The 23666-nt window shown below is 56.3% G+C and carries 16 protein-coding genes; 7 read left to right on the forward strand and 9 right to left on the reverse strand.

Annotated elements, in window-relative coordinates:
* Positions 1–15: 15 nt before the first annotated feature.
* The 4 genes from glcF to Q8O73_RS12130 form a co-directional block, all read right to left on the reverse strand.
* A complete protein-coding gene (glcF, locus tag Q8O73_RS12115) occupies positions 16–1335 on the reverse strand; it encodes a glycolate oxidase subunit GlcF (RefSeq protein ID WP_305558424.1) in 1320 nt (439 codons plus the stop codon).
* A gap of 1 nt (position 1336) precedes the next feature.
* Positions 1337–2572: an FAD-binding protein gene (locus Q8O73_RS12120; protein ID WP_305558425.1), complete on the reverse strand. Its 1236-nt coding sequence runs from the start codon at positions 2570–2572 to the stop codon at positions 1337–1339.
* 95 nt (positions 2573–2667) lie between these two features.
* Positions 2668–4152: an FAD-linked oxidase C-terminal domain-containing protein gene (locus tag Q8O73_RS12125; RefSeq protein WP_305558983.1), complete on the reverse strand. Its 1485-nt coding sequence runs from the start codon at positions 4150–4152 to the stop codon at positions 2668–2670.
* A gap of 16 nt (positions 4153–4168) precedes the next feature.
* A complete protein-coding gene (locus Q8O73_RS12130; RefSeq protein WP_305558426.1) occupies positions 4169–7636 on the reverse strand; it encodes a pyruvate carboxylase in 3468 nt (1155 codons plus the stop codon).
* Between the two features lie 429 nt (positions 7637–8065).
* Between Q8O73_RS12130 and Q8O73_RS12135 the strand changes: the two genes are divergently transcribed.
* The 3 genes from Q8O73_RS12135 to Q8O73_RS12145 all read left to right on the forward strand — a co-directional run bounded on the left by Q8O73_RS12135 (position 8066) and on the right by Q8O73_RS12145 (position 11030).
* Positions 8066–9478, forward strand: coding sequence for a cache domain-containing protein (locus Q8O73_RS12135; RefSeq protein WP_305558427.1), 1413 nt, complete (start codon positions 8066–8068; stop codon positions 9476–9478).
* A 27-nt stretch (positions 9479–9505) separates the two neighbouring features.
* A complete protein-coding gene (locus Q8O73_RS12140; protein WP_305558428.1) occupies positions 9506–10183 on the forward strand; it encodes a response regulator transcription factor in 678 nt (225 codons plus the stop codon).
* 199 nt (positions 10184–10382) lie between these two features.
* Positions 10383–11030 (forward strand): Crp/Fnr family transcriptional regulator, encoded by a 648-nt coding sequence (locus tag Q8O73_RS12145; protein WP_305558429.1) that lies wholly within the window; start codon positions 10383–10385, stop codon positions 11028–11030.
* 11 nt (positions 11031–11041) lie between these two features.
* Here the strand turns inward: Q8O73_RS12145 and Q8O73_RS12150 are convergent, their stop codons facing one another.
* The 4 genes from Q8O73_RS12150 to Q8O73_RS12165 form a co-directional block, all read right to left on the reverse strand.
* Entirely contained in the window at positions 11042–11752 is a 711-nt protein-coding gene (locus tag Q8O73_RS12150) for a hypothetical protein (RefSeq protein ID WP_305558430.1), read from the reverse strand.
* Positions 11753–11791: 39 nt separating this feature from the next.
* Positions 11792–12157 (reverse strand): TraR/DksA family transcriptional regulator, encoded by a 366-nt coding sequence (locus Q8O73_RS12155; protein ID WP_305558431.1) that lies wholly within the window; start codon positions 12155–12157, stop codon positions 11792–11794.
* 50 nt (positions 12158–12207) lie between these two features.
* Positions 12208–12432 (reverse strand): hypothetical protein, encoded by a 225-nt coding sequence (locus tag Q8O73_RS12160; protein WP_305558432.1) that lies wholly within the window; start codon positions 12430–12432, stop codon positions 12208–12210.
* Between the two features lie 97 nt (positions 12433–12529).
* Positions 12530–13747: a hypothetical protein gene (locus Q8O73_RS12165; protein WP_305558433.1), complete on the reverse strand. Its 1218-nt coding sequence runs from the start codon at positions 13745–13747 to the stop codon at positions 12530–12532.
* A 221-nt stretch (positions 13748–13968) separates the two neighbouring features.
* On the opposite strand from Q8O73_RS12165, the gene Q8O73_RS12170 reads away from it, so the two are divergent.
* From Q8O73_RS12170 to Q8O73_RS12185, 4 genes are all read left to right on the forward strand, one after another.
* Positions 13969–15873 (forward strand): ABC transporter substrate-binding protein, encoded by a 1905-nt coding sequence (locus tag Q8O73_RS12170; protein ID WP_305558434.1) that lies wholly within the window; start codon positions 13969–13971, stop codon positions 15871–15873.
* Positions 15874–15932: 59 nt separating this feature from the next.
* A complete protein-coding gene (locus tag Q8O73_RS12175) occupies positions 15933–18290 on the forward strand; it encodes an ATP-binding protein (RefSeq protein WP_305558435.1) in 2358 nt (785 codons plus the stop codon).
* A gap of 130 nt (positions 18291–18420) precedes the next feature.
* Positions 18421–18627 carry a hypothetical protein gene (locus Q8O73_RS12180; protein ID WP_305558436.1) on the forward strand — a complete coding sequence of 69 codons (207 nt, stop codon included), beginning with the start codon at positions 18421–18423 and terminating at the stop codon, positions 18625–18627.
* A gap of 125 nt (positions 18628–18752) precedes the next feature.
* A complete protein-coding gene (locus Q8O73_RS12185; RefSeq protein WP_305558437.1) occupies positions 18753–18989 on the forward strand; it encodes a hypothetical protein in 237 nt (78 codons plus the stop codon).
* A gap of 114 nt (positions 18990–19103) precedes the next feature.
* Here the strand turns inward: Q8O73_RS12185 and gltB are convergent, their stop codons facing one another.
* Positions 19104–23654: a glutamate synthase large subunit gene (gene gltB, locus Q8O73_RS12190; RefSeq protein ID WP_305558438.1), complete on the reverse strand. Its 4551-nt coding sequence runs from the start codon at positions 23652–23654 to the stop codon at positions 19104–19106.
* Positions 23655–23666: the final 12 nt, after the last annotated feature.

Consider the following 23666-nt stretch of genomic DNA (forward strand, 5'->3'; position numbering starts at 1 on the left):
GCATTATCCCACCCGTCAAAAGGGCGGAACCAGATGCCGCAACTTGTCAGGAACCGGCCCGCCGGTCGCCCAGTCCAGCAATTGCACGCTATGAACTACTTTTAAATCATCGCAATCCAGTTGCACCATACAGCCGATATTGCCGGTCGCGACAATATCGGGCTGCGTCTGGCGGATATTGGCCTGTTTGCGGTCGCGCAGGCGGGTGGCAATATCGGGTTGCAATATGTTGTAAACCCCGGCTGATCCGCAACACAGATGCCCCTCGGCAATTTCCAGCACCTCGAACCCGGCGCGTTTCAATAAATCGCGGGGCTGTCTGGTGATTTTCTGACCATGTTGCATCGAACAGGCGGAATGATACGCCACCCGCAAGGGCGGCACATCCTGCGCCGTCACCGGCAAATCAAAATCCAGTTCCGCCAGATATTCGGTAATGTCTTTGGCAAGGGCGGAAATGCGGGCGGCCGGTTTGGCCCACTGCGCATCATGGCGCAACATATGGCCATAATCCTTGATCGTGGTGCCACATCCCGATGCGGTAATGACAATCGCATCCAGCCCCTCGCCACCCTGATCCTTCAAATGACCTGACCACGCAACGACATTGGCAATCGCCTGTTGATGCGATTGGTCTTCGCGGCCCATATGATGCACCAACGACCCGCAACACCCGGCCCCTTTGGCCACCACCACCTCGATCCCGATCCGGGTCAGCAAACGCACCGTCGCCTCGTTAATCGCGGTATCAAGCACCTGTTGCGCACAGCCGGTCAGGATCGCCACCCGCCCCTTGCGCACGCCCCGGGCCGGAATCACTTGCGGCTGATCCACCCAACTGGGCGGTTGTGCGCCGCGTGCGCCCATCGCCATCATGCCCTTTAACCGCCCCGGCATCCACCGCGCCAACGGCGCCGCCACAGACGCCCCGATCAGGGCCAGCCGGAATATCGCCGGACGCGGCACCACCCACGCCAGAATCGCCCGTAACCAGCGATCCCCAAATGGCCTGTCATAGGTTTGTTCGATATGGCTGCGCGCATGGTCAATCAGATGCATGTAATCCACCCCCGACGGGCAGGTCGTCATGCAAGACAGGCAAGACAGGCATCGATCCAGATGGCGCACCACCTTTTCAGTTGCCGGTTTGTCATTTTCCAGCATGTCCTTGATCAGGTAAATTCGGCCCCGCGGACTGTCCAGTTCATCCCCCAGCGTCACAAAAGTCGGGCATGTTGCCGTACAAAATCCGCAATGAACGCAATTTCGCAGGATTTTTTCCGATTGCGCGATGGCCGGGTCGGTCAATTGCCGGTCGGTAAAGTTTGTTTGCATGTCACGCCCCCCTTGCCGGATCAAGACGACCGGGATTGAGGACATGGCGCGGATCAAAATTTTCCCGAATGCGTTCGTTCAGGGCGGCAATCGCCGGGTCTTGCGGATGAAAAACCGGGATGGCCGCGCGTAATGTCGCGCTGGCGCGGATCAATGTTGCCTGCCCGCCTGCCCCAACGGCAATCTGGCGCACAATGTCGGCCTGTGCCGCATCATCCCCCGGCAATTGCGCCCAGATCAACCCGCCGCCCCAATCCAGCATCACCTCCGCACCCGTCTGATCGCAAATCTGGCGGGCGACATTCCCACCCGATGCAGGCGGCACGGACAAGCGCCACAAAATATCATCCCGCCCGGCAAAGGGTCCGACATTGGCAATATCGCGCCACAGGGCAAGGCTGTTGGTGCTGTGCAAGGCCTCCGTCGGGCCAAAGGATGACAGCAATTTGCGCAACGCATCACACCGCCATGCTACCGATGGCCCCGGTCCCTCGACCCGGACGGCAACCACACCGCCGCCCATTGCCGCAACCCTGTCGCCCCCGCCGGTTTTCGCCGCGTGCGATGCAGGCACCCATGCCGCCGCCGACACTTCGTTTTCACTGGTCAGGGCGGCGGTCATCGCCGATCCGGCCAAAACAGGGTCATCACATCCCACTAAAACCGTGCGGGTTTTTTCATCGCACGGCATGATTTTGATCGTGATGCTGTGCATCACGCCCAGCGTCCCGAATGACCCGGCCATCAATTTCGACAGATCAAACCCGGTAACGTTTTTCATCACCCGCCCGCCGGATTTGAAATCCTCGCCCCGGCCACTGACCGCCTCGAACCCCAAAACATGGTCCCGCGCCGCCCCGACCTTCAACCGGCGCGGCCCGGCCAGATTACAGGCAACCAGCCCGCCCAGTGTGCCGGACAACGGCGCTGCCGCCCCGTCCAGAACCACCGGAAAATCGACCGGTTCAAAATGAAATTGCTGTTTCTTTTCGGCAAGGGCGGCATGAATGTCGGATAATGGCGTTCCCGCACGGGCCGACAGCACCAGTTCGCCTGGTTCATAAAACAGAATGCCCGACAATTTTGACAGATTCAAAACATGCTCCGCCGCCACCGCATGGCCATAGATGCGTTTGCTGCCCTGTCCGATGATCTCAAGCGGCGTTTGCGTTTCCTGCGCCCAGACAATTGCATCGCGCAATTGTGCCGGGCTGGTCGGGGTTATGGTTTCCGCCATGTCGGTTCTCTCTCTTTCCTCTCCTGACTCTCGTCACCGGGATTGCTTGCGGGAAAGCCGGTGCAAGGTCGTTATTTTTTTGGGTCGGTGCCGGTTTAAAAACGCGGGATATCGGGAAACTTGTCGGCAACAGAACGGGCATGCAGGGTTTTCAGTTCGCCACAGCCATGCAAAACCGGGAAAACCTTGCCGGGATTCAACAACTGGTCTTCGTCAAAGGCCAGTTTCAGGCGTTCCTGATGTTTCATGTCATCTTCGGTAAACATTTCCGGCATCAGGTCGCGTTTTTCAACACCAATGCCATGTTCGCCGGACAAACACCCGCCCACGGCAACACATAACCGCAATATATCGGCCCCGAATTCCTCGGCCCGTTCCAGTTCACCGGGCTGGTTGGCATCAAACATGATCAACGGATGCAAATTGCCATCCCCGGCATGAAAAACATTGGCAACCCGCAATCCATACCGTTGCGACAAAACCTGCATCCCGGTCAGGACTTCGGCCAGACGGCCGCGCGGAATGGTGCCGTCCATACACATATAATCCGGCGAAATCCGGCCAATCGCCGGAAAGGCATTTTTGCGGCCCGACCAGAACAACAACCGTTCTTCTTCGGTTTCGGAAATCCGCGCATAAACCGCACCACACCCGTCGGCAATGCCACCCACCCGATCAATCAGGTAATCGACCTCGACCTTGGGCCCGTCCAGTTCGACCAGCAACAACGCCTCGACATCCAGCGGATATCCGGCATGGACAAAATCCTCGGTCGCACGGATCGCCGGGGCATCCATCATTTCAAGCCCGCCGGGAATGATCCCTTCGGCAATGATTTGCGCCACGCAATTGCCGCCCGCCTCGCTGGAATTGAATCCCAGCAACATGGCGCGTGCCGTTTCGGGTTTGCGCAAAATCCGCACGGTAACTTCGGTCACAATGCCCAGCAATCCTTCGGACCCGGTAATGATCCCCAGCAAATCATATCCCGACGCATCCAGTGCCTTGCCGCCAAGGCGCAAAATCTCGCCGGTGATCGTCACCATTTCCAGACCCAGAACATTATTGGTGGTCAGGCCATATTTCAGGCAATGCACCCCGCCGGAATTTTCGGCAATATTGCCGCCAATCGAACAGGCGATCTGGCTGGACGGATCGGGCGCATAATAAAAACCGCGATGTTCCACCGCCCGCGTAATGCCCAGATTGGTGACACCGGGCTGCACCGTAATCGCCCGGTTGTCCCAGTCGATTTCCAGAACGCGGTTGAATTTCATCATGCTGATGGTAATCGCATCGGCCATCGGCAAGGCCCCGCCCGAAAGACCGGTGCCCGCCCCGCGCGGAACGACGCGGATTTTAGTGTCATGGCAATATTTCAGAATGGCGGCGACCTGTTGCACCGTTTCGGGCAGCACCACAATCATCGGCAATTGCCGATAGGCCATCAGGCCGTCGCATTCATAGGGCCTGAGCGAGTCCGCATCGGTAATCACCGCACCGGGCGCAGGCAGGATATCGCGCATGGTGGCGATAATGTCCCCGCGACGGGCAAGAACCGACGGGTCTGGCTCAGGCATCCCAAGCATGGTGGTGTTACTCCGTTAATTCGATCAACAAATCCTTGCTGTCAACCTGGGTTCCCGCCGGGGCGTGAATTTTGGCCACCACCCCGTCTTTTTCTGCATGAACCGCTGTTTCCATTTTCATGGCTTCCAGCGAACACATGACATCCCCCGCCTTGATCTTTTGTCCCTCGGCCACATGGACCTCGACGACAAGACCGGGCATCGGGGCCGCAATATGCAATTTGTTGCCGTCCTCGGCCTTGGGCCGAGCCTTGCCCGATACCGCCAGCGTCTTGTCGGCAACCTTGACCGTGCGCGGCTGTCCGTTCAGTTCAAAAAACACCGTGCGCTGGCCTTCGTCATCGCCGCCTTCGGATGTGGCAAGATACCGGATCACCAGCGTCTTGCCCTTTTCGATATCCACCGAAATTTCCTGCCCCTGCGTCATGCCATAGAAAAACACCGGCGTTGGCAGGATCGACACATCGGCATTGTGGCTGCGATGATCGGCATATTCGAGAAAGACTTTCGGATACATCACATAGGATGCCAGTTCGGCATCGCTGATATTGCGATGGGTTTTCTTTTCCACCTCGGCACGGGTGGCGGCAAAATCAACCGGTTTCATGCTTTTGCCAGGCCGGTCCGTCAGGGCTTCGCCCCCCTTCAGGACCTTGCGTTGCAGGGCGGGCGGAAACCCGCCGACCGGCTGGCCGATTTCACCGCGAAAAAATGAAATCACACTGTCGGGAAAGGCAATGTCCTTTTTCGGGTCCAGAACATCGGCATCCGTCAGGCCCGATGTCACCATCATCAGGGCCATATCGCCAACCACCTTGGAACTGGGTGTGACCTTGACGACATCGCCAAACATCTTGTTGACACTGGCATAGGCCTTGGACACTTCGGGCCAGCGTTCCTCGATCCCCAACGCACGGGCCTGCTGGCGCAGATTGGTATATTGCCCGCCCGGCATTTCATGGACATAGACATCCGACGTGCCGCTGCGGATATCGCTTTCAAAACCGGTATAGTATCGGCGCACCTGCTCCCAATAGGTCGAAATTTCATGCAGGGCCGCCTCATCAAGGCCGGGGTCGCGTTCCTGCCCGCGATAGGCCAGGGCAATCGACCCCAGATTGGGCTGGGATGTCAGGCCCGACATTGAATCAATCGCCGCATCGACCGCATCGACACCGGCATCAATCGCCGCAAAAACCGATGCCGCCGAAATGCCGCTGGTATCGTGGGTGTGGAAATGGATCGGGATATTGACCGTATCCTTCAATGCCTTGATCAATACAGTGGCCGCCGCCGGGCGCAACAACCCGGCCATGTCTTTCAGGCCCAGAATATGCGCACCCGATGCTTCAAGTTCGCGGGCCATATTGACGTAATAATCAAGGTTATATTTCGGGCGGCTTTCATCGAAAATATCGCCGGTATAACAAATTGCGGCTTCGCACAGCTTGCCGGTTTTCAGGACCGATTCCATCGCGACCTTCATGTTTTCGACCCAGTTCAGGGAATCGAAAACCCGGAAAACATCCATGCCATGTTCGGCAGCCTGTTTGACGAAATAATCCACCGCATTGTCGGGATAATTGGTGTAACCGACCGCATTCGACGCCCGCAGCAACATCTGCGTCAGGATATTGGGCATCCGTTCGCGCAATTTGACCAGACGATCCCACGGGTCTTCCTTCAGGAACCGCATGGCAACATCGAATGTCGCCCCGCCCCAGCATTCCATCGAAAACAGATCGGGCAGGCCATGTGCATAATAGGGCGCAATTTCCAGCATATCGGCTGTGCGCATCCGCGTCGCGATCAGGGATTGATGGGCATCGCGCATCGTGGTGTCGGTAATCAGAACGCGCGTCTGATCCTTCATCCAGCGCGAAAAACCTTCCGGCCCCAATTGATCCAGTTTTTGTTTGGTGCCGGGTCGGATTTCCTTGAGATCAATCGATTTTGGCATCACCGGCGGGTGGAAATCGGCTGGTTCGGCGCGACCTTCGACCTCGGGATTGCCATTGACGCTGACTTCGCCAATGAACCGTAACAACCGGGTTGCCCGGTCCCGGCGGCGGGCAAATTTGAACAGTTCCGGCGTTTCATCGATAAAGCGGGTGGTATATTCCCCGGCCCGGAATTTCGGGTGATTGATCAGATTTTCCAGAAAGGCCAGATTGGTCGCCACCCCGCGAATGCGAAATTCGCGCAAGGCCCGATCCATGCGGTCCACCGCCTCGCGCGGGGTACTGCCCCATGCGGTGACTTTTTCCAGCATGCTGTCATAAAACGGCGTGATCACCGCCCCGGAATAGGCCGTGCCGCCATCCAGACGAATGCCAAACCCGTTGGCCCCGCGATAAACCTTGATTCGTCCGTAATCGGGGACAAAGCTGTTTTCGGGGTCTTCGGTGGTAATCCGGCATTGCAGGGCATGATCGCGCAGTTTGATTTTGTCCTGCACCGGAATGCCGGTTTCCGACGGAAAACCGATGCGCCCGCCCTGCGTAATCAGAATCTGCGCCTTGACCAGATCAAGGCCCGTCACGCATTCCGTCACCGTATGTTCAACCTGAATGCGCGGATTGACCTCGATAAAATAGAATTTGGATGTATCGACATCCATCAGAAACTCAACCGTCCCGGCATTGACATAATGCGCCGCCTTGCCCAGACGCAGGGCCGCCTGGCACAGTTCGGTGCGCTGGTCTTCATCCAGATAGGGGGCCGGGGCGCGTTCCACGACCTTTTGATTGCGACGCTGCACCGAACAATCGCGTTCAAACATATGCACCAGCGTCCCATGCGTATCGCCCAGCAACTGGACCTCGACATGGCGCGCACGGCGGATCAGTTTTTCAAAATAAACTTCATCATTGCCAAAGGCGGCCGCCGCTTCGCGTTTGGCGGCCAAAACATGTTTGGCAAGGTCCTTGGGCCCTTCGATGACGCGCATGCCGCGACCACCCCCGCCCCAGCTGGCCTTAAGCATCAACGGATAGCCAACCTCGCCTGCGATGCGGGCGACTTCGTCCATGTCATCGGGTAAGGCGGCCGATGCCGGCATGACCGGCACACCAGCCGTTTCGGCCAGATTGCGCGCACTGACCTTGTTGCCCAACAGGCGCATCACATCGGAATCCGGCCCGACAAACAATATGCCCGCCTCGGCACAGGCATCGGCGAAATCGGGGTTTTCCGACAAAAATCCATAACCGGGGTGAATGGCGTCGGCCCCGGCATCGCGGGCAACGCGCAGGATATTTTCGATATCCAGATAGGCCCGGATCGGCTTGTTTCCCTTGCCCACCCCGTATGATTCATCGGCCTTGAACCGGTGCAGGGCAAAACGGTCTTCATCGGAAAAAATGGCAACAGTGCGAATGCCAAGTTCATTGGCTGCCCGCATGACACGAATGGCGATTTCGCCACGATTGGCGATCAGTAATTTGCGAATACGTTTGGGTGCTGGACGTGTCATTTCTGACCGACTCCTACCAGATATTTGCGGCAGAAGCGGCCCTGTTCACCCCTGCCGGAAGCCAAGATAAACGTCGCGATACGATCCTGAAATGCGATCCGGTGCGGAAACCCGGAAACGCCGTACCTTGTGCGACGATGACGAACCGACAATTGCGGCAAACCCGCAAATCCGGTCCCTTGTTCCTGGCGCCTGGTGGGCAGGCGACGCTTTTGGTATATGCGCAATAGCGGGCCTCTGTCAAAAGAGATATTTGAAATTGGTATTACCAATTGTGCGAATTGACCACCAGCCTCTTTTCACGATGCGGAATATAACGATATTTCTTCCCGGCGATCAGACGCAGACAATTGTTACAAATGTGGTATTGTCGGCGGCATATTCATCCCCCTGCCACGGATTTTCCGGGAACAAAAAGACGTTGCGGCCATGCCCAAATTAAATTTGCGGTTAAAATTTCTGTTGTTATCGATCCTGCCCCTCGTGCTGGCCGCCAGTGCCATTTCGTGGCTGGTCTTTGCCCAGGCCGAACGCCTTGCCGAGGCCGAAATCAGGACCTTTGAACGCAACATCGTCGAGGCCCGCAAAAACGAACTGAAAAGCTATCTTGAACTGGCGATGGCATCGATCGACCATATTTATTCGGTCGCCAGTTCGCGCGATGCGGTGTCCAAGGAACGGGTCAAGGCGATCATTAATGATCTGTCCTATGGCGAGGATGGCTATTTCTTTATCTATGACCGCGACGGCACCGCCCTTGTCGATCCGCCACAACCCTGGCGTCTTGGCCGGACATACTGGAATTTGCGCGATATCAACGGCAATTCGGTGATTCAGGCCCTGATTTTCAATGCCGAAAACGGCGGTGATTTTCACCGTTTCATCTGGGAAAAACCGTCAACCGGCCTGCCTGCCGAGAAAATCGGCTATTCGCTGATGCTTGATAAATGGGACTGGATGATCGGCACCGGTATTTATATCGACGATATTGCCGAACAGGTTCAGGAAATCGAAACCGAGGTTTCCGCCCATATCCGCGAAACCACCATTTCAATCATCGGTGTGACCATTCTGGCGGTGTTGCTGGTCGGGATTTCCGGAACGGTTGTCACCCTGTCCGAACGCAAACTGGCCGATGCCAAGCTGAAAGAACTGACCCACCGGGTTGTCGATGTGCAGGAACAGGAACGTCTGCGGGTGTCGCGCGAATTGCATGACGGTATCAGCCAGATTCTGGTGTCGGCCAAATATTCGGTCGAACTGGCCATCGACCGGGTGGCACAGGGGAAATCGGACGCCACCGGCCCGATGGAAAAAGCCGCCCGGCGTCTTCATGACGCCATTCATGAAGTCCGTCGGATTTCACGGGATTTGCGCCCGGCCGTCCTTGATGATCTGGGCCTGAAACCCGCCATCGAAAGCATGTGTCAGGAATTGCAGGACAGATCGGGCATGCAGATTGTCGTCAAATCCGACAATGTGGATGCTGTGCTCGATATCGAAAGGAAAACCACGTTGTATCGTGTCTTGCAGGAAACCCTGACCAATATCGAACGCCATGCCGATGCAACCCATGTCATGATCCAGATTGCCCGGACCGGCGGGGATGTGGTCATGACGATTGCCGATAACGGGATTGGCTTTGAAACCAACCGCTTTATCCGCAATCGCGATCCACGCGCCGGGATCGGATTGCGCAATATGCGCGAACGCATGGAATTTCATGGCGGCGGATTGACGGTCAATTCCGAACCCAATGATGGCACCACCATCACCGCCCGCATCCCCGCCGATCCGGAAATACGCCGCCCAAATACACTTGTCGCCCCCGACATTCTTTAACAACCGTATCAGATCAGGTTTTTGACAATGAACCGTGCCGCAATCCCCTATTCCAAAGCCCGCCCGATTCGCATCCTGCTGTGTGACGACCACGCGCTGGTCATGGACGGGGTCCGCTCGCGCCTTGAAAGTTATGATCATGTTTCAATTGTCGGCGAAGCCGGTAACGGTCAGGAAGCCCTGACACAGGCGCGGGATTTACGCCCCGACATCGTGTTGATGGATATTTCAATGCCGGTGATGAACGGGATCGAAGCCACGGAAAAATTCCGCGAAACCCTGCCTGAAATCAAGGTAGTGATCCTGAGCATGCATGAAAACCCCGAATATCTGCGCACCGCCCGTCAGGCAGGTGCGCGTGGTTTCATTCTTAAAGACGTATCGTCAAACGACATGGTTCGCGCCATCGAGGCCATCGCCAGCGGCGGCGAAGTTTACAGCCCCGGCCTTGAAACCATGAGCGACACCAGGGCAACACCGGACGACAACATGCCGCTGACATCGCGGGAACGCACCGTCTTGCGCCTTCTGGCACAGGGGGCTAGCAACAAGCATGTCGCCCGCGAACTTGATATCAGTGTCCGTACCGTCGAAACCCACCGCCGCAACATCAAACGCAAACTGGGCATCGACAGTTCAGCCGGGCTGGTGCGTTACGCCATTGAAAAAGGTCTGGTCACACTCGATAACACCGCCGCAGGATAAGACAGTTTCAAATCCGGTAATGGTTGAATTTATATGTAATTACGATAGATTGAAGTTGTGTCTGGAGTAATTATATAATTCTGGCAACCGCCGGTTTTAAACAAACGACTTTCCTGAAAAGGGGGTACGTGTGTCCCAGGATATCCCGCTTTCCAACGGTCACAATCTTGTTCGATGCCAGCAATGTGGGGTCCGTCAGATGGCCCTGTTTTCCGATCTGACCGATGACGATTTCAAACATGTGCATTTGCCCGTTGATGATATTTCAATTGATGCGGGCGCGATGCTGTATAACGCAGGTGACCGCGCCCTCAGCCTGTATACCTTGCGTCATGGTCTGGTCAAACTGACACATTATCTGTCGGATGGGTCGCAACGTGTGGTCCGCCTTGTGCGTCCCGGCGGCACCATCGGCCTTGAGGCCCTGTGCAGCGATCAGTTTTCCCATTATGCCGAGGCCGTACAGGATAGCCATCTATGCCGGATTCCGGTGGCCGTGGTCGAAAGACTGGATCGCGAAAGCCCGCATTTGCATCAACAGCTTTTGCAACGCTGGCATCAGGCCGTCCTTGATTCCGATCAGTGGCTGACACAAATGTCCACCGGTTCGGCCCGCGAACGGGTGGCCCGATTGTGTCTGTTTCTGCGGGATGACAAAACCGGCACCTGCCTTTTGCCGGGGCGCGAGGATATCGGGGCGATGCTGGGCATCACCACCGAAACCGCCAGCCGCATCATCGCCGACTTTCGCCGACGCGGGGTTGTTACCGCCCTGACACGCAGCCATTTCAGTCTGGATAGCAAAGCCCTGCAATCGGTGGCGGGAATATATGACGAAGCCGCCTGAACCTTTGGCCCTTACCGCCGCATGGCATCCTGCAAGGTGGTGGTAAAGGCTGAATCCGGGCCACACTGGCTGGCGATCCGGCCATATTCGGCAGACGTATCAATCGCTGCATGATCGCGGGTGCGCGCCCGGTCAACCTGCGTAATCAGATTTTGAAAATCCCGCCCATACCGCGCCAACAATTGTTGCGACCGGTTTTGCACCATTGATGCCGGAAGGGCGGTCATCGCGGCAAAATCTTGGGTGATGGTTTCCACCAACCCCTGCATCGCCTTGTTGATCTCGTCTTCGATGCGTTGGTTGATCGCGACATGCTGGGCCTCATGGGCATACACAACATCATACTCGCAAGTACCCCGCACCAGTTCGCTGGCGACATAGACCAGATGTTTGACGACCTCGACCCGGGGCAAAACCCGGGCGGGCCACAAACAATACAGCCCGTTCCCCGCCGCCACCGGTTCGATTTTCATATCGAACGCCGCCCGCAATTCATATTCCGTCAACCCCGAAACGATCCAGCGGCTGTTGCGGTTACTGCGTTGATTAAGCCAGCGCACCGAACGCGACCGGTCCAGTTGCGGGTCCTTGTTGACAAAAGACAGGGACACCGGCGGCTTCTCACCAAACCGGCAGATGTGCGTCTGGGCCATCACCGACCCCGACATCATCAGCCATGCCAACACCAGCGCAATACCGAAAATCAGATCGTTTCGCTGCAAATAGCTGTTCCTGTGCATAAAGAACGACATCCAGCCGTCTCAGACAGTCCCATGCGAAACATGCCCGGCGCAATCGACACATAACGGCGTTGCCGGGTCAAATTCCAGCCGTTTCTTTTCAATTGCCTCGCCGCAATTATGGCAATAACCGTAACCGTCATTCTCCATCCGCAACAGGGTTTGTTCGATCCGCGCCAGTTCGACATGACGGCGGCGTTCCTGTTCCAGATGCATTTCCTGATCCTGAAGGGCATCGACCCGCGACAGCCGCCCAACCGCCTGCTGGTCCAGTTCGACGGGTTTGCGCATGTCTTTTGACCCGTTGGACAATTTCAACAGCGTGTCGCGCCGTTCTTCAAGCTGATGGCGCAGGGCGGCAATATCAATATCAGTGCGGCGGCTCATGGCGGATCCTCGTTACGGCTGCGGTGTTTTCAGGCAGGCCGGCAACAGGATCAATCCTGATGCAGCCAGTTTCTGATCACCCGCAAGGCTTCTTCGGGGGCGGCATCGACAAGTTTGGCCGCCATTGTGGCAGTGCGCCGGTCAATACGTCCTTCAACCTGTGCCAGACTGATACCATCCTGTCCGCCATCGGATATTTCCGCCGTCCCCGGATGACTACCCGGCACATAACGCGGAAAAGGCGGTTTGGGTTTTTCACCGCGGGGATGCGGCATGGTCCGGATTCCGTCTGACAGGGGCACAAGATAATATTGTCACCCCCGAAGACCGGAAAGAGCAAGGGAAATCGCCTGCCTTGCCAGATATGTGATCCTATGCCCCGCAATCACCACATGCCGCAACCAGCTTTTCCATCGCCGCCTTGGCCTCGTCATCATCAAGATGGTTCTGTTTCATATTTGCCTGGATTTTACAGCACAGGGCCGGACCATCGGGGAAATCCTGATCGGTCCAGAACCGTTTTGATGTTTCAAAATATCCGGCCTCGTCCAGAAACGAGACACCGTAATAATAAGCCGCGCCAACCGAATTATAAAAAGTCGGATCATCGACAAAACCACCATCTGCGGTCATCGAGCATGTCAGACACCAGTTCAGCACAAGGTCAAGGTCATCGCGGGCCTGTGCCTGCAAATCATCCGTCACCTGATCCCAGCCCAGGGCGAATATCTTGGTCACATCGTAATTGTTGTGATTATTGAAATCGCCATTGTGTTGCCAGCCAAACGGATAAGCCTGATCCCGGATCAAAATCGTCGTGGCAAAAATGGCGGGCCATTGGGCAACCTTGCCATGCTGATAGGAAATATTATGAAAGGTCAGGCTCAGATCCGGGCTTTGCAGAACCGGCCCCTCCTGTGTGGCAAACCAGCCGCCCCAATAACCGGTTTCGGTATTTTGCCAAGCCTCCAGCCATGATTTATAGGCCGCGATATAATCATCGCCCAAATCAAAACCGGTGACATATTTGCGGAAATAATCCCGGATTTCGCTTTTAAAGCACATTTGCGACAAGGCCGCCGTGACGGCACCCAGGGCATCGCGCCGGTCCAGTCCATCCTGATAAATCTGCGATGTCTTGTGATCTTCCAGCCATGCCAGCATATCGGGAATGGTGCCAATCGGTGCCAGAAAAGTCAGGGGATAGCAGGGCGCGATATTTTGATCTGCCAGCGTATTGACGGCATCAATCATCGCATCGACCTTCAGGAACCATTGATCATAACAAGGCCCCCACGATCCATCGGCGGCAACCTGTTGTTCGGCCCATGCCTGATCGGGATGACCCAGCGACTCGCGCAGAAGATCAAGCCTCTTTTCCACAGCAAGCCAGTCGGCAGTATAAAGAATCAGCCATTTGCATTCGATCATGTTCTGATCCGATGCCGCCATGCTGTTGCCTGTCTGCTGGATCGCAATCAGTTTTTCCTCAAACGGGGCCAGCAGATCGAGATATTTTGCTTTCTTCGCCGGATAATCGGCGTCATATTCAGAAAACTGCATAATAATCAGACGATTAAAATCGATCATTGCCCACCTGCCCCCGACATCCTCTTTCAAAAACGATCTTTGATCGATGGGTATAGTGCTGAAAATATTTCAGATTGTCCGGATTTTATCGACAACAAGGGCAATTTCATGCCTTCAGAATTTTTCCTTGCAACGCCCATTCCAAAAACCACCCCTTTGGAATAGTTGTGCCGATACCGTTTGATGGTATTGTTAATGCCAACCTTGGGGGTCAGTAAAAAGTGCGTCGGTTTTTCATCCAATCCTGTTGTGTTCTGGTCGGCCTGGCCGCGGTATTTTCCAATGTGAATATCGCCCGGACCGCCGAATTTGGCGAATCCCCGGCCCTTGCCCGACAGGTTGAAAACGGCACCCTGCCCCCTGCGGCAGAACGGCTGCCCCGCACCCCGATGATTCTGACACCGGTCGAAAAACTGGGCACCTATGGCGGCACCTGGCATATGGCCCAACGCGCCGATCGCGACCATGCCCTTTTGATCCGGACCATCGGTTACGAACCCTTGCTGCGCTGGACGCCGCAATGGACCGACACCATGCCCAATGTGGCGATGTCCTATCAAACCAATGAAGATGCCACCGAATTTACGTTCCGGTTGCGCCCCGGCATGCGGTGGTCCGACGGCATGCCGTTTGGGGCCGACGATATTGTTTTCTGGTACGAAGACATTCTGAAAAACCCGGATTTAAGCCCGGTTGTCCCGGACTGGCTGACAACCGGCGACAATCTGGTCGAAATCGATAAAATCGACGACCAAACGGTGCGGTTCCGCTTTTCGGATCCCTATGGCCTTTTCCCGATGATTCTTGCCCGCCCCGAAGGGGTCGAACCGGTTTCCTATCCGGCACATTTTCTGAAAAAACTGCTGCCGGAATATAATCCGAATGCCGATGAAGATTCCCGCGAACTTGGCTTTGCCAACTGGCAGGAACGGTTTGTCGCGGTTTTCGGGCAACCCGGCAATATTGATCATCCGACACGGTGGCAAAACCCTGCTGTCCCCACCCTGAACGCATGGCAACTGACCGGCGTTTACGGCAAGGATGATCCGCTGATTGCCACACGCAATCCCTATTACTGGAAAATCGATCCGGCCGGGCGGCAATTGCCCTATATTGATCAGGTTTCCTTCAAACTGGTGCCCGACCGGGCCGAAGCCGTGCGGATTGCCATCACCAATGGCGTCAATATGCAAGACCGCCATGTCAGCGACTTTGCCGATGAAATTCTGTCGCGAAATCCCGGCTTGTCGTCTTTCACCCTGATTGAAAGCGACATGAACAAACTGACATTGTCGCTGAACCTCAATCACCAAAATCCGGAATTGCGCACCCTGTTTGGCGACAAGGATTTCCGGATCGCCCTGTCACATGCCATTGACCGCAATGCCATCATTGACCGTTTCATCCCCGGTGCCTTGCCCCATCAGGCCGCCCCACGCCCCGAAAGCCCGCTTTATCACACCATTCTGGCCCGCCAATATCTGGCCTATGATCCCGGTCTGGCGATGGATGCCCTGGCACGCGCCGGACTAACCGACAAGGATTCGGCCGGGTTTTATGTCGATGCGCAAGGAAGGCGGATTTCATTTCATATCGATACCGTCGGATCAAGCCGCTATGACATGCTGGCCGTTGTCGTCGATTACTGGCGCGATATCGGTCTGGATGTAACCGCCCGCGATCTGTCGCGTGATGGTTTTTATCAGTTGCGCGAAAAAAACGCCCATGACGCCACCGCATGGGGCGGCGATGGCGGGCTTGATGGCATGCTGATCCCGATCAATTATCTGCCCGTGTCTGTGGATTCCTGGTTCGCACCGGGCTGGGCAAAATGGTATCTGTCCCCCGAAAGTCTGGATGCCATCATCCCCCCGGCCCAAGTTCAGGAACAGCTTGCCCTGTATGATCGCCTCAAACGCACCGCGAACAGCACCGAACAAAATGAACTTATGCGCGCAATACTCGACATTAGCGTAGATCAGTTTTACGTTATGGGAATCGCGTTGCCACCGAACCGCAAGGGGATTGTGGCAAGGAATTTCAGGAATGTGCCCAAGGTCATACCGGCAGCGTGGAGCTTTGTTACACCAGCCCCCACCAATCCAAGCCAGTATTACCTTGAATAAAAGCGACAAACGCGGCCCGTCCCCGGACAGGCTGGCGAGTCATCAGGGCAGAGGGTAACGTGAAGAAACTGTTCGACCGGCTGTTTCGCAGTCTGGCGTTCAAGATTGGCGTCGCAATTGTCATTGTCGAAACCATTTTTCTTGGATTGTTCGGCGGCTATTATATCCAGTATTTCGGGGCCGAAATTGACCGGCGGACCTCAGAACAGATCAGTGCGCCCGGTCGCCTGATTCAGGATGAACAGCTTAAACTTTCCGTCATCAGCGATGCCGGACAGATGAAACGCCTGCTGGGCCCGCATTTGCGGCAGGCCATGGTGGTTGGCTTTGACGGCACCATCTATCATGCGATGGACCCCAACCAGATCGGCAACAATATCGCGCAAAGCCCGGATATTCCGGGGCACTGGTTTGGTCCGGCCATTATCGAACCCCATCTGTTCACAGTGGAAGATGCCACTGGCCGCGACATTGTCAGCGTCACCCCTTTGTTCAGCCTGAATGCCAATCAACCCTTTATGTTTGTCTATCTCAGGGTCTCGACACTGGGCCTCGAAGCCAGTCAGGCACAGATGCAATCGGTGCTGCTGATCGGGTCGATCCTGTGTCTGGTTCTGACATCGGGGCTGATCTTTTGGTTCGTGCAATATGCCGTCCTGCACCGCCTGACCACCGCCGCCCGGTTTGTCAGCGACATTCAGTTCGGCAGGCTGGATGCGCGCCTCAAACCGGCGGGGAATGATGAAATCGGCGCACTGGAACGCGGCCTGAATGCGATGGCCGAAAGCCTTGAACGCCGGACCGAACAACATCAGGTCGCCCAGGAAGCCTTGCGCGACAGCGAGGAACGCTTCCGCGACTTTACCCTGTCATCGGCCGACTGGTATTGGGAAATGGGCCCCGATTTCCGCATTACCTTTGCCTCGCACAAATTTTACAAACTGATCGAAGAACTGCACGGCACCCCGCAAGGCCAGAATTTCGGGAATCTTGGCCTGATCGCCAGCGGCGATGAAAGCTGGGATGCCCTGATGGCCCGGCTGGCGGAACATCAGGCCTTTCAGAATTTCACCTTTTCATGGACCGATCACGACGGCGTGCAATGTCATGGCCGGATCAACGGTGTACCGGTCTTTGACATTGATGGCGTTTTCAAGGGATATCGCGGCACCGGCAGCGACACCACCGACCAATACAAGGCCGCCGAAGAACAGCAGACCCTTCAGCGGCAGCTTGCCACCTCGCAAAAACTCGAAGCCGTTGGCCAGATGGCGGGCGGGGTCGCACATGAATTCAATAATTGCCTGGCCGGTATTCTCAGCTTTGCCGAAGTCGCCCGCGCCCGCATCCATGAACCCGAACGGGTCGGCGAATATCTGGATCATGTGATTTCGCTGGGCGAACGTGCAACCAGTGTCGCCGATCAGCTGTTGATGTTTTCGCGCCGCCGTATTGATCAACCGACCATTGTTCAGGTCGATGCCACCATTTTCGAGATGGAAAAACTGCTTGTCACCATGCTCGAACACCGCATCGAACTGAAAATCTGGGCCAATGAACCGCCCTTGTTTACCCGTGTCGATCCAACACAATTATCGGCCTGTATTCTCAATCTGGCGATCAATGCCCGTGACGCGATGCCTGCGGGTGGCAATTTGCAAATTTCCTGTTATCCAGAAACCGTCCCCGCCGAAGACATCCGCCCCCAGGACGAGGACATGGTCTATCCGGCCTGCCCGCCCGGCGATTATGTCGTGATCAGTGTGCAGGATACCGGCACCGGCATTTCACCCGATATTATCGACAATATCTTTGAACCCTTCTTTTCAACCAAGGAACCGGGCAAGGGCACCGGCCTTGGCCTGTCGATTGTTCACAGCTGGGTCGAAGAAGCCGGTGGCATCATTGATGTCGCCAGCATCGAGGGCGAAGGCACCACTTTTTCAATTTACCTGCCGCGCTGTCAGGAAGGGGCCGTGGCATCCCCGATCAGGGACAACGCCCCTTTCCATCCCGGCAAGGGTGAACGCATCTTGATTATTGATGATGAAGCCGCCCTGCGGACAACCGCCAGCATCATTCTCGAAGATGCCGGTTTTACGGCCCTTACCGCCAAAAGTTCGGAAGAAGCCCTTGCAATTCTGGCCGCATGTGGCGAAGACGACAAAATCGACGTCCTGCTAAGTGATGTTGTGATGCCGGGCTTAAGCGGCCCGCAACTGGCAATCGAAGCCCTGCGGCAATATCCGTCTCTGTCGGTGGTTTTTATGTCGGGTTATCCGGCCCGCACGCGCAAGGAACTTGAAAATCTGCTGGGGCAGTATGTTTTTGTCAAAAAACCTTTCCGCCCGGCGCAACTGCAAAAAGCCATCCAGCAGGCCCTGATCCAGAAAGCCGAAAGACGCACCCCGGTCTGATCACCCACATGTCAGGCCACTTGTGACGATTGTCACTTCCTGACAGGGTGCTTTATTGTATGGTATGATTGTTTTCCGGGTTCAGATATACCCGCCAGATAACGGCCCAGACAAATGGCATGGTGACGAGATGAGCACGATTGACCTGAACGCCGCCCAACAGGCCCTGACAGACCGCATCACCCCGACCAACCGCGAAGGGATGCCGCTCAGTGCGGCCGGTGCCTCGATGAAAAAGGCAGAAGGCCTGATGCGCACGGTTGCATCGATTGTTACCGAACATCAGCCGCTTGAAACGTCCGGCCCGCGCGGCACGCGCGTCAATCTTTCCGTCTGATTTTCCCTCCTGCAACTTTCGGGGTGGTCGCTGACCGCCCCTTTTTGTTATGGCCCTGACAAATACCCGGCTGGCTGTTATAATCAATCCCGCATTATCAGATGGGGATGGGGACCAGGCCACACATGGCACTGAACAATATTGGCCGCACGTCACAAACCGGACCGGTGTCCGAACAACAGGCCCGCACCGAACGCGGTCGGGCCGGGGGCGCGGTGCGGTCGCGTGTCAGCGCCAGTTCTGAAATGCCCAGTGCGGATTTCGATATTCGCGCCCAGCTTGCCCGCCTGCGCAATCTGATCGACAGCGACCAGATCGACCATACCGCCCGGCGTGGCTCCTATCTCAACATTCTGCTGTAACCGGCATTTTCCAGACAATCCCGACAAAAAAAGAACCCCGTACCGAAGTACGGGGCCAGTTGGTTTGTCCGGGTGTTTGGACAAGGGAGCTTACGCAAGCTGCGTGAAAGGGAATCACGCAGTTGCCTGGTCTTCGCTCATCGAGCGAATGGGATGTTCCAGTTTGTCGACGATTTCCTTTGGCACAACCTGCCAGAAGTGATCACGTTCGCGGTCCCAGTTATCGAGGATATTGCGGGCGAAACCACTATCGGTTTCGGCGACATGTTCCCCGATCACATTGCGGCAGTGTTCGTCCCAGTAACTGGTTTCAATACGTTGATACAGAATGGAGCCGTCATTGACGACATTCTCAAAGGTGCCCGTAAGGTCATAGATAAAGGCCATGCCGCCGGTCATGCCGGCACCAAAGTTTTCACCTACCGCGCCCAGAATGACGGTGGTGCCGCCGGTCATATATTCACAACCGTTGGAGCCACAGCCCTCCACCACCACCGTTGCGCCGGAATTGCGCACACAGAACCGTTCCCCGGCCTGACCGGCGGCAAACAGCTTGCCCGCCGTCGCGCCATACAGAACCGTATTGCCGATGATGGTGTTTTCGTTGGTCTTGAGCGGGCTTGAAGGACGCGGACGCACAACGATGGTCCCGCCCGACAAACCTTTGCCGACATAGTCATTGGCATCACCATGCACTTCAATCTTGAGGCCCTGCACCGCAAAGGCGCCCAAAGATTGCCCCGCCGATCCGCGCAGCCGGACATGAAGATGGTTGGGCTTCAGGCCGGTCATACCGTATTTCTGGGTGATCAGGCTGGAAATCCGGGTGCCGATCGCACGCTGCGTATTCTGGATGTTATATTGCAACTGCATTTTTTCGCCGTCTTCCAACAACGCACGGGCATCCTTGATCATCTGGGCATCAAGGGTGTCGGGCACTTCGTTGCGGCCAACGGTCACGCAATGGCGCGGATGTCCGCCCGCATCGGCCTGGGCCAAAAGCGGGTTCAGGTCAAGATCCACAAGGTCCTTGGCCCCGCGATGCACCTGTTGCAACAGGTCCGACCGGCCAATCACATCCTGCAAATTGTCATAGCCCAGTTCGGCAAGGATATCCTTGACCTCTTCGGCCATGAAGGTGAACAGATTGACCAGCTTGTCCGCCGTGCCATTGAATTTGGCGCGCAGGGCCGGGTCCTGGGTACAGACCCCGACCGGGCAGGTGTTGGAATGGCACTGACGCACCATGATACAGCCCAGCGCAATCAGGGATGCCGTGCCAATGCCAAACTCCTCGGCGCCCAGCATCGCGCCAATCACCACGTCGCGGCCGGTTTTGAAACCGCCATCGACGCGCAATTTGACCCGGTGACGCAAATTGTTCAGCGTCAGAACCTGATTGACCTCGGACAGGCCCATTTCCCACGGAATACCGGCATATTTGATCGAGGTTTGCGGACTGGCCCCCGTGCCGCCGTCATAGCCCGAAATCAGGATAACGTCGGCCTTGGCCTTGGCCACACCCGCCGCAATCGTGCCAACGCCCGACCGCGACACCAGCTTGACACACACCCGGCAGCGCGGATTGATCTGCTTGAGGTCATAAATCAGCTGGGCCAGATCCTCGATCGAATAAATATCGTGATGCGGCGGCGGCGAAATCAGGGTGACCCCCGGTGTCGCATGACGCAGCTTGGCGATTTCAACCGTCACCTTGAAACCGGGCAACTGCCCGCCTTCACCCGGTTTTGCACCCTGGGCGATCTTGATCTGGATTTCTTCGCAATTGTTCAGATATTCCGCCGTCACCCCAAACCGGCCCGATGCCACCTGTTTGATCGACGAACGGGCATTGTCGCCATTGGCCCGCGGACGGAACCGTTCGCGCGATTCCCCGCCTTCGCCCGAATTGGATTTCGCCCCGATCCGGTTCATGGCAATCGCCAGTGCCTCGTGCGCCTCGGTCGAAAGCGCCCCGTGCGACATGCCCGGCGTGACAAACCGTTTGCGAATTTCGGTGATGCTTTCCACCTGTTCCTGACGGACAGGCTTGCGGTCACTGCGGAAATCCAGAAGATCGCGCAGATGCAACGGTTCGCGCTGGCGCAAACCTTCGCTGAATTTACGGAACGTATTATACCCGCCGGTCGTCACCGCCGATTGCAACGTATGGATCAGCGGACCGGTCCAGACATGGCGTTCGCCGCTGCGACGGTATTTGTAAAGACCACCAACCGGCAGGGTCACAACATTGCCGTTAAAGGCGTCCTTGTGCTGCGCAATGGTGCGGCGCTGAATGCCTTGCAGGCCAATGCCGGAAATCCGCGACGGCATGCCGGGGAAAAATTCCGCCACCAAAGACCGCGACAGGCCGATGCTTTCAAAATTATACCCCCCGCGATAGGAACTGATGATCGAAATGCCCATTTTGGACATGATCTTGAGCAATCCCTGATCAATCGCGGCTTTGTAATTCCGCATGATTTCCGCCGTTCCCTTGACATTGGGGAACAGACCACGGGCATAACGGTCCAGCAAACCTTCCTGCGCCAGATAAGCATTGACCGTCGTGGCACCCACCCCGATCAGAACCGCAAAATAATGCACATCCATGCATTCGGATGACCGGATATTCAGCGAAATATAAGTCCGCAACGAATTCTTGACGAGATAGCTGTGCACGCCGCCCACCGCCAGAACCATCGGAATGGCCGCCCGGTCGGTCGAAATGCCTTCATCGGTCAAAATCACATGCAGCGCACCGCCGCGCACGGCTTCTTCGGCTTCCTGCTGGATGCGGGTAATCGCATCGCGCAAGGCCGTCTTGCCGCCATTGATGTCAAAGGTGGTGTCGATTTCAACGGCGGTCTGGCCCATATAATTGCGCATGGCGGCATATTCGCCATTGGTCAGAACCGGGCTTTCCAGTTGCAGCAAATCACACTGGCTTTCATCCTCGTCCAGAATGTTGCCAAGGTTGCCCAGCCGGGTTTTCAGGCTCATCACCCGCGCTTCGCGCAGACTGTCAATCGCCGGGTTTGTCACCTGCGAGAAATTCTGGCGAAAGAAATGATGCAACCCGCGATACCGGTCCGACAGGATGGCAAGCGGCGTGTCATCGCCCATCGAACCAATGGCTTCCTTGCCGTCTTCGCCCATCGGATGCAGGATCAGTTCAAGGTCTTCGTGGCTCAGACCCATCGCCTTTTGACGGCGCAGCAATTCTTCCTTGCCCAGATAGGCCGGTTCGGTGGTTTCGGGCAATAACAGATCATCCAGAACCTTGGTCTGGGCCAGCCATTTTGACCAGTCCCGACGACCGGCCAGCCGGTCTTTCAATTCGCTGTCATGATACAGAACGCCATCTCGCAGATTGATCGCAATCATCTGGCCCGGTCCAAGGCGACCTTTTTCGACACAGGTTTCCTCGTCGATATGCACCATCCCGGTTTCGGAACCGGCAATCAGCAAACCATTGCCGGTCACGGCATAGCGCAGCGGACGCAAACCATTGCGGTCGGTCCCGCCCAAAAGCCAGTCCCCGCCATAGGCCGCAAGGGCGGCCGGGCCGTCCCACGGTTCCATCACGGCATTGCAATAGGCATACAGGTTTTTATAGCTGTCGGGCGTCGATGCCTTTTTCGACCAGGCTTCGGGCACCATCATGGTTTTCACCATCGGCAAATCACGACCGGCCCGCACCATCAATTCAAACACGGCATCAAGGGCCGCAGAATCCGACGATCCGGGCTGGATCACCGGTTTCAAATCCTCGATGGTGTCGGCAAAGGCTACATGCCCCATGCGGGCTTCGTGGCTTTTCATCCAGTTGACATTGCCGCGCAATGTGTTGATTTCGCCGTTATGGGCCAAAACGCGGAACGGCTGTGCCAACGGCCAGCTCGGATAGGTATTGGTCGAATAACGCTGATGATAAACACAGAAATTCGAGACAAACCGGCTGTCGCGCAGGTCGGGATAAAAAATATCAACCTGTTCGGCCAGAAACATGCCCTTATAGATGATCGAACGGCTGGACAGCGAACAGATATAGAAATCCTTGATCGCTTCGGACAGCACCGCTTTTTCAATGCGGCGACGGATCACATACAGATCGACTTCAAACTGTTCTTCATCGACATCCGGGCGCACCCGCACCAGAACCTGTTCGATTTCAGGCCGGGTGGCATTGGCCTTTTCGCCAATCACCGACACATTGACCGGCACCTGACGCCAACCCAGAATGCCATACCCCATTTTCAGGATTTCGGTTTCAACAATGGCGCGGCACCGTTCCTGCGCGCTCATATCGATACGCGGCAGAAAAACCTGCCCGACCGCAATCAATGAATCCGGGGCTTCCTGATTGATCAGTTTCAAATGGGCGCGGAAAAAATCCTGCGGCACTTGCAAATGGATACCGGCACCATCGCCGGTTTTGCCATCGGCATCCACCGCCCCGCGATGCCAGATCGCTTTAAGGGCTTCGATCCCGGCTTCGACGACTTCCCGGCGCGGCTTGCCGTCAATCGCACCGACCAGACCAACCCCGCACGAACTGTGTTCGTCTTCGACATCATAAAGGCCGTGCGCGGCAAGATGTTCGGCATTCTTTTCAAAGCGGGCAATCGCACCAGCACCGCTGTCATGTATCATCTTGTTCATGGCTCTCTCTCC

The organism is Thalassospira sp. (genome assembly GCF_030690045.1).
GTDB lineage: Bacteria > Pseudomonadota > Alphaproteobacteria > Rhodospirillales > Thalassospiraceae > Thalassospira.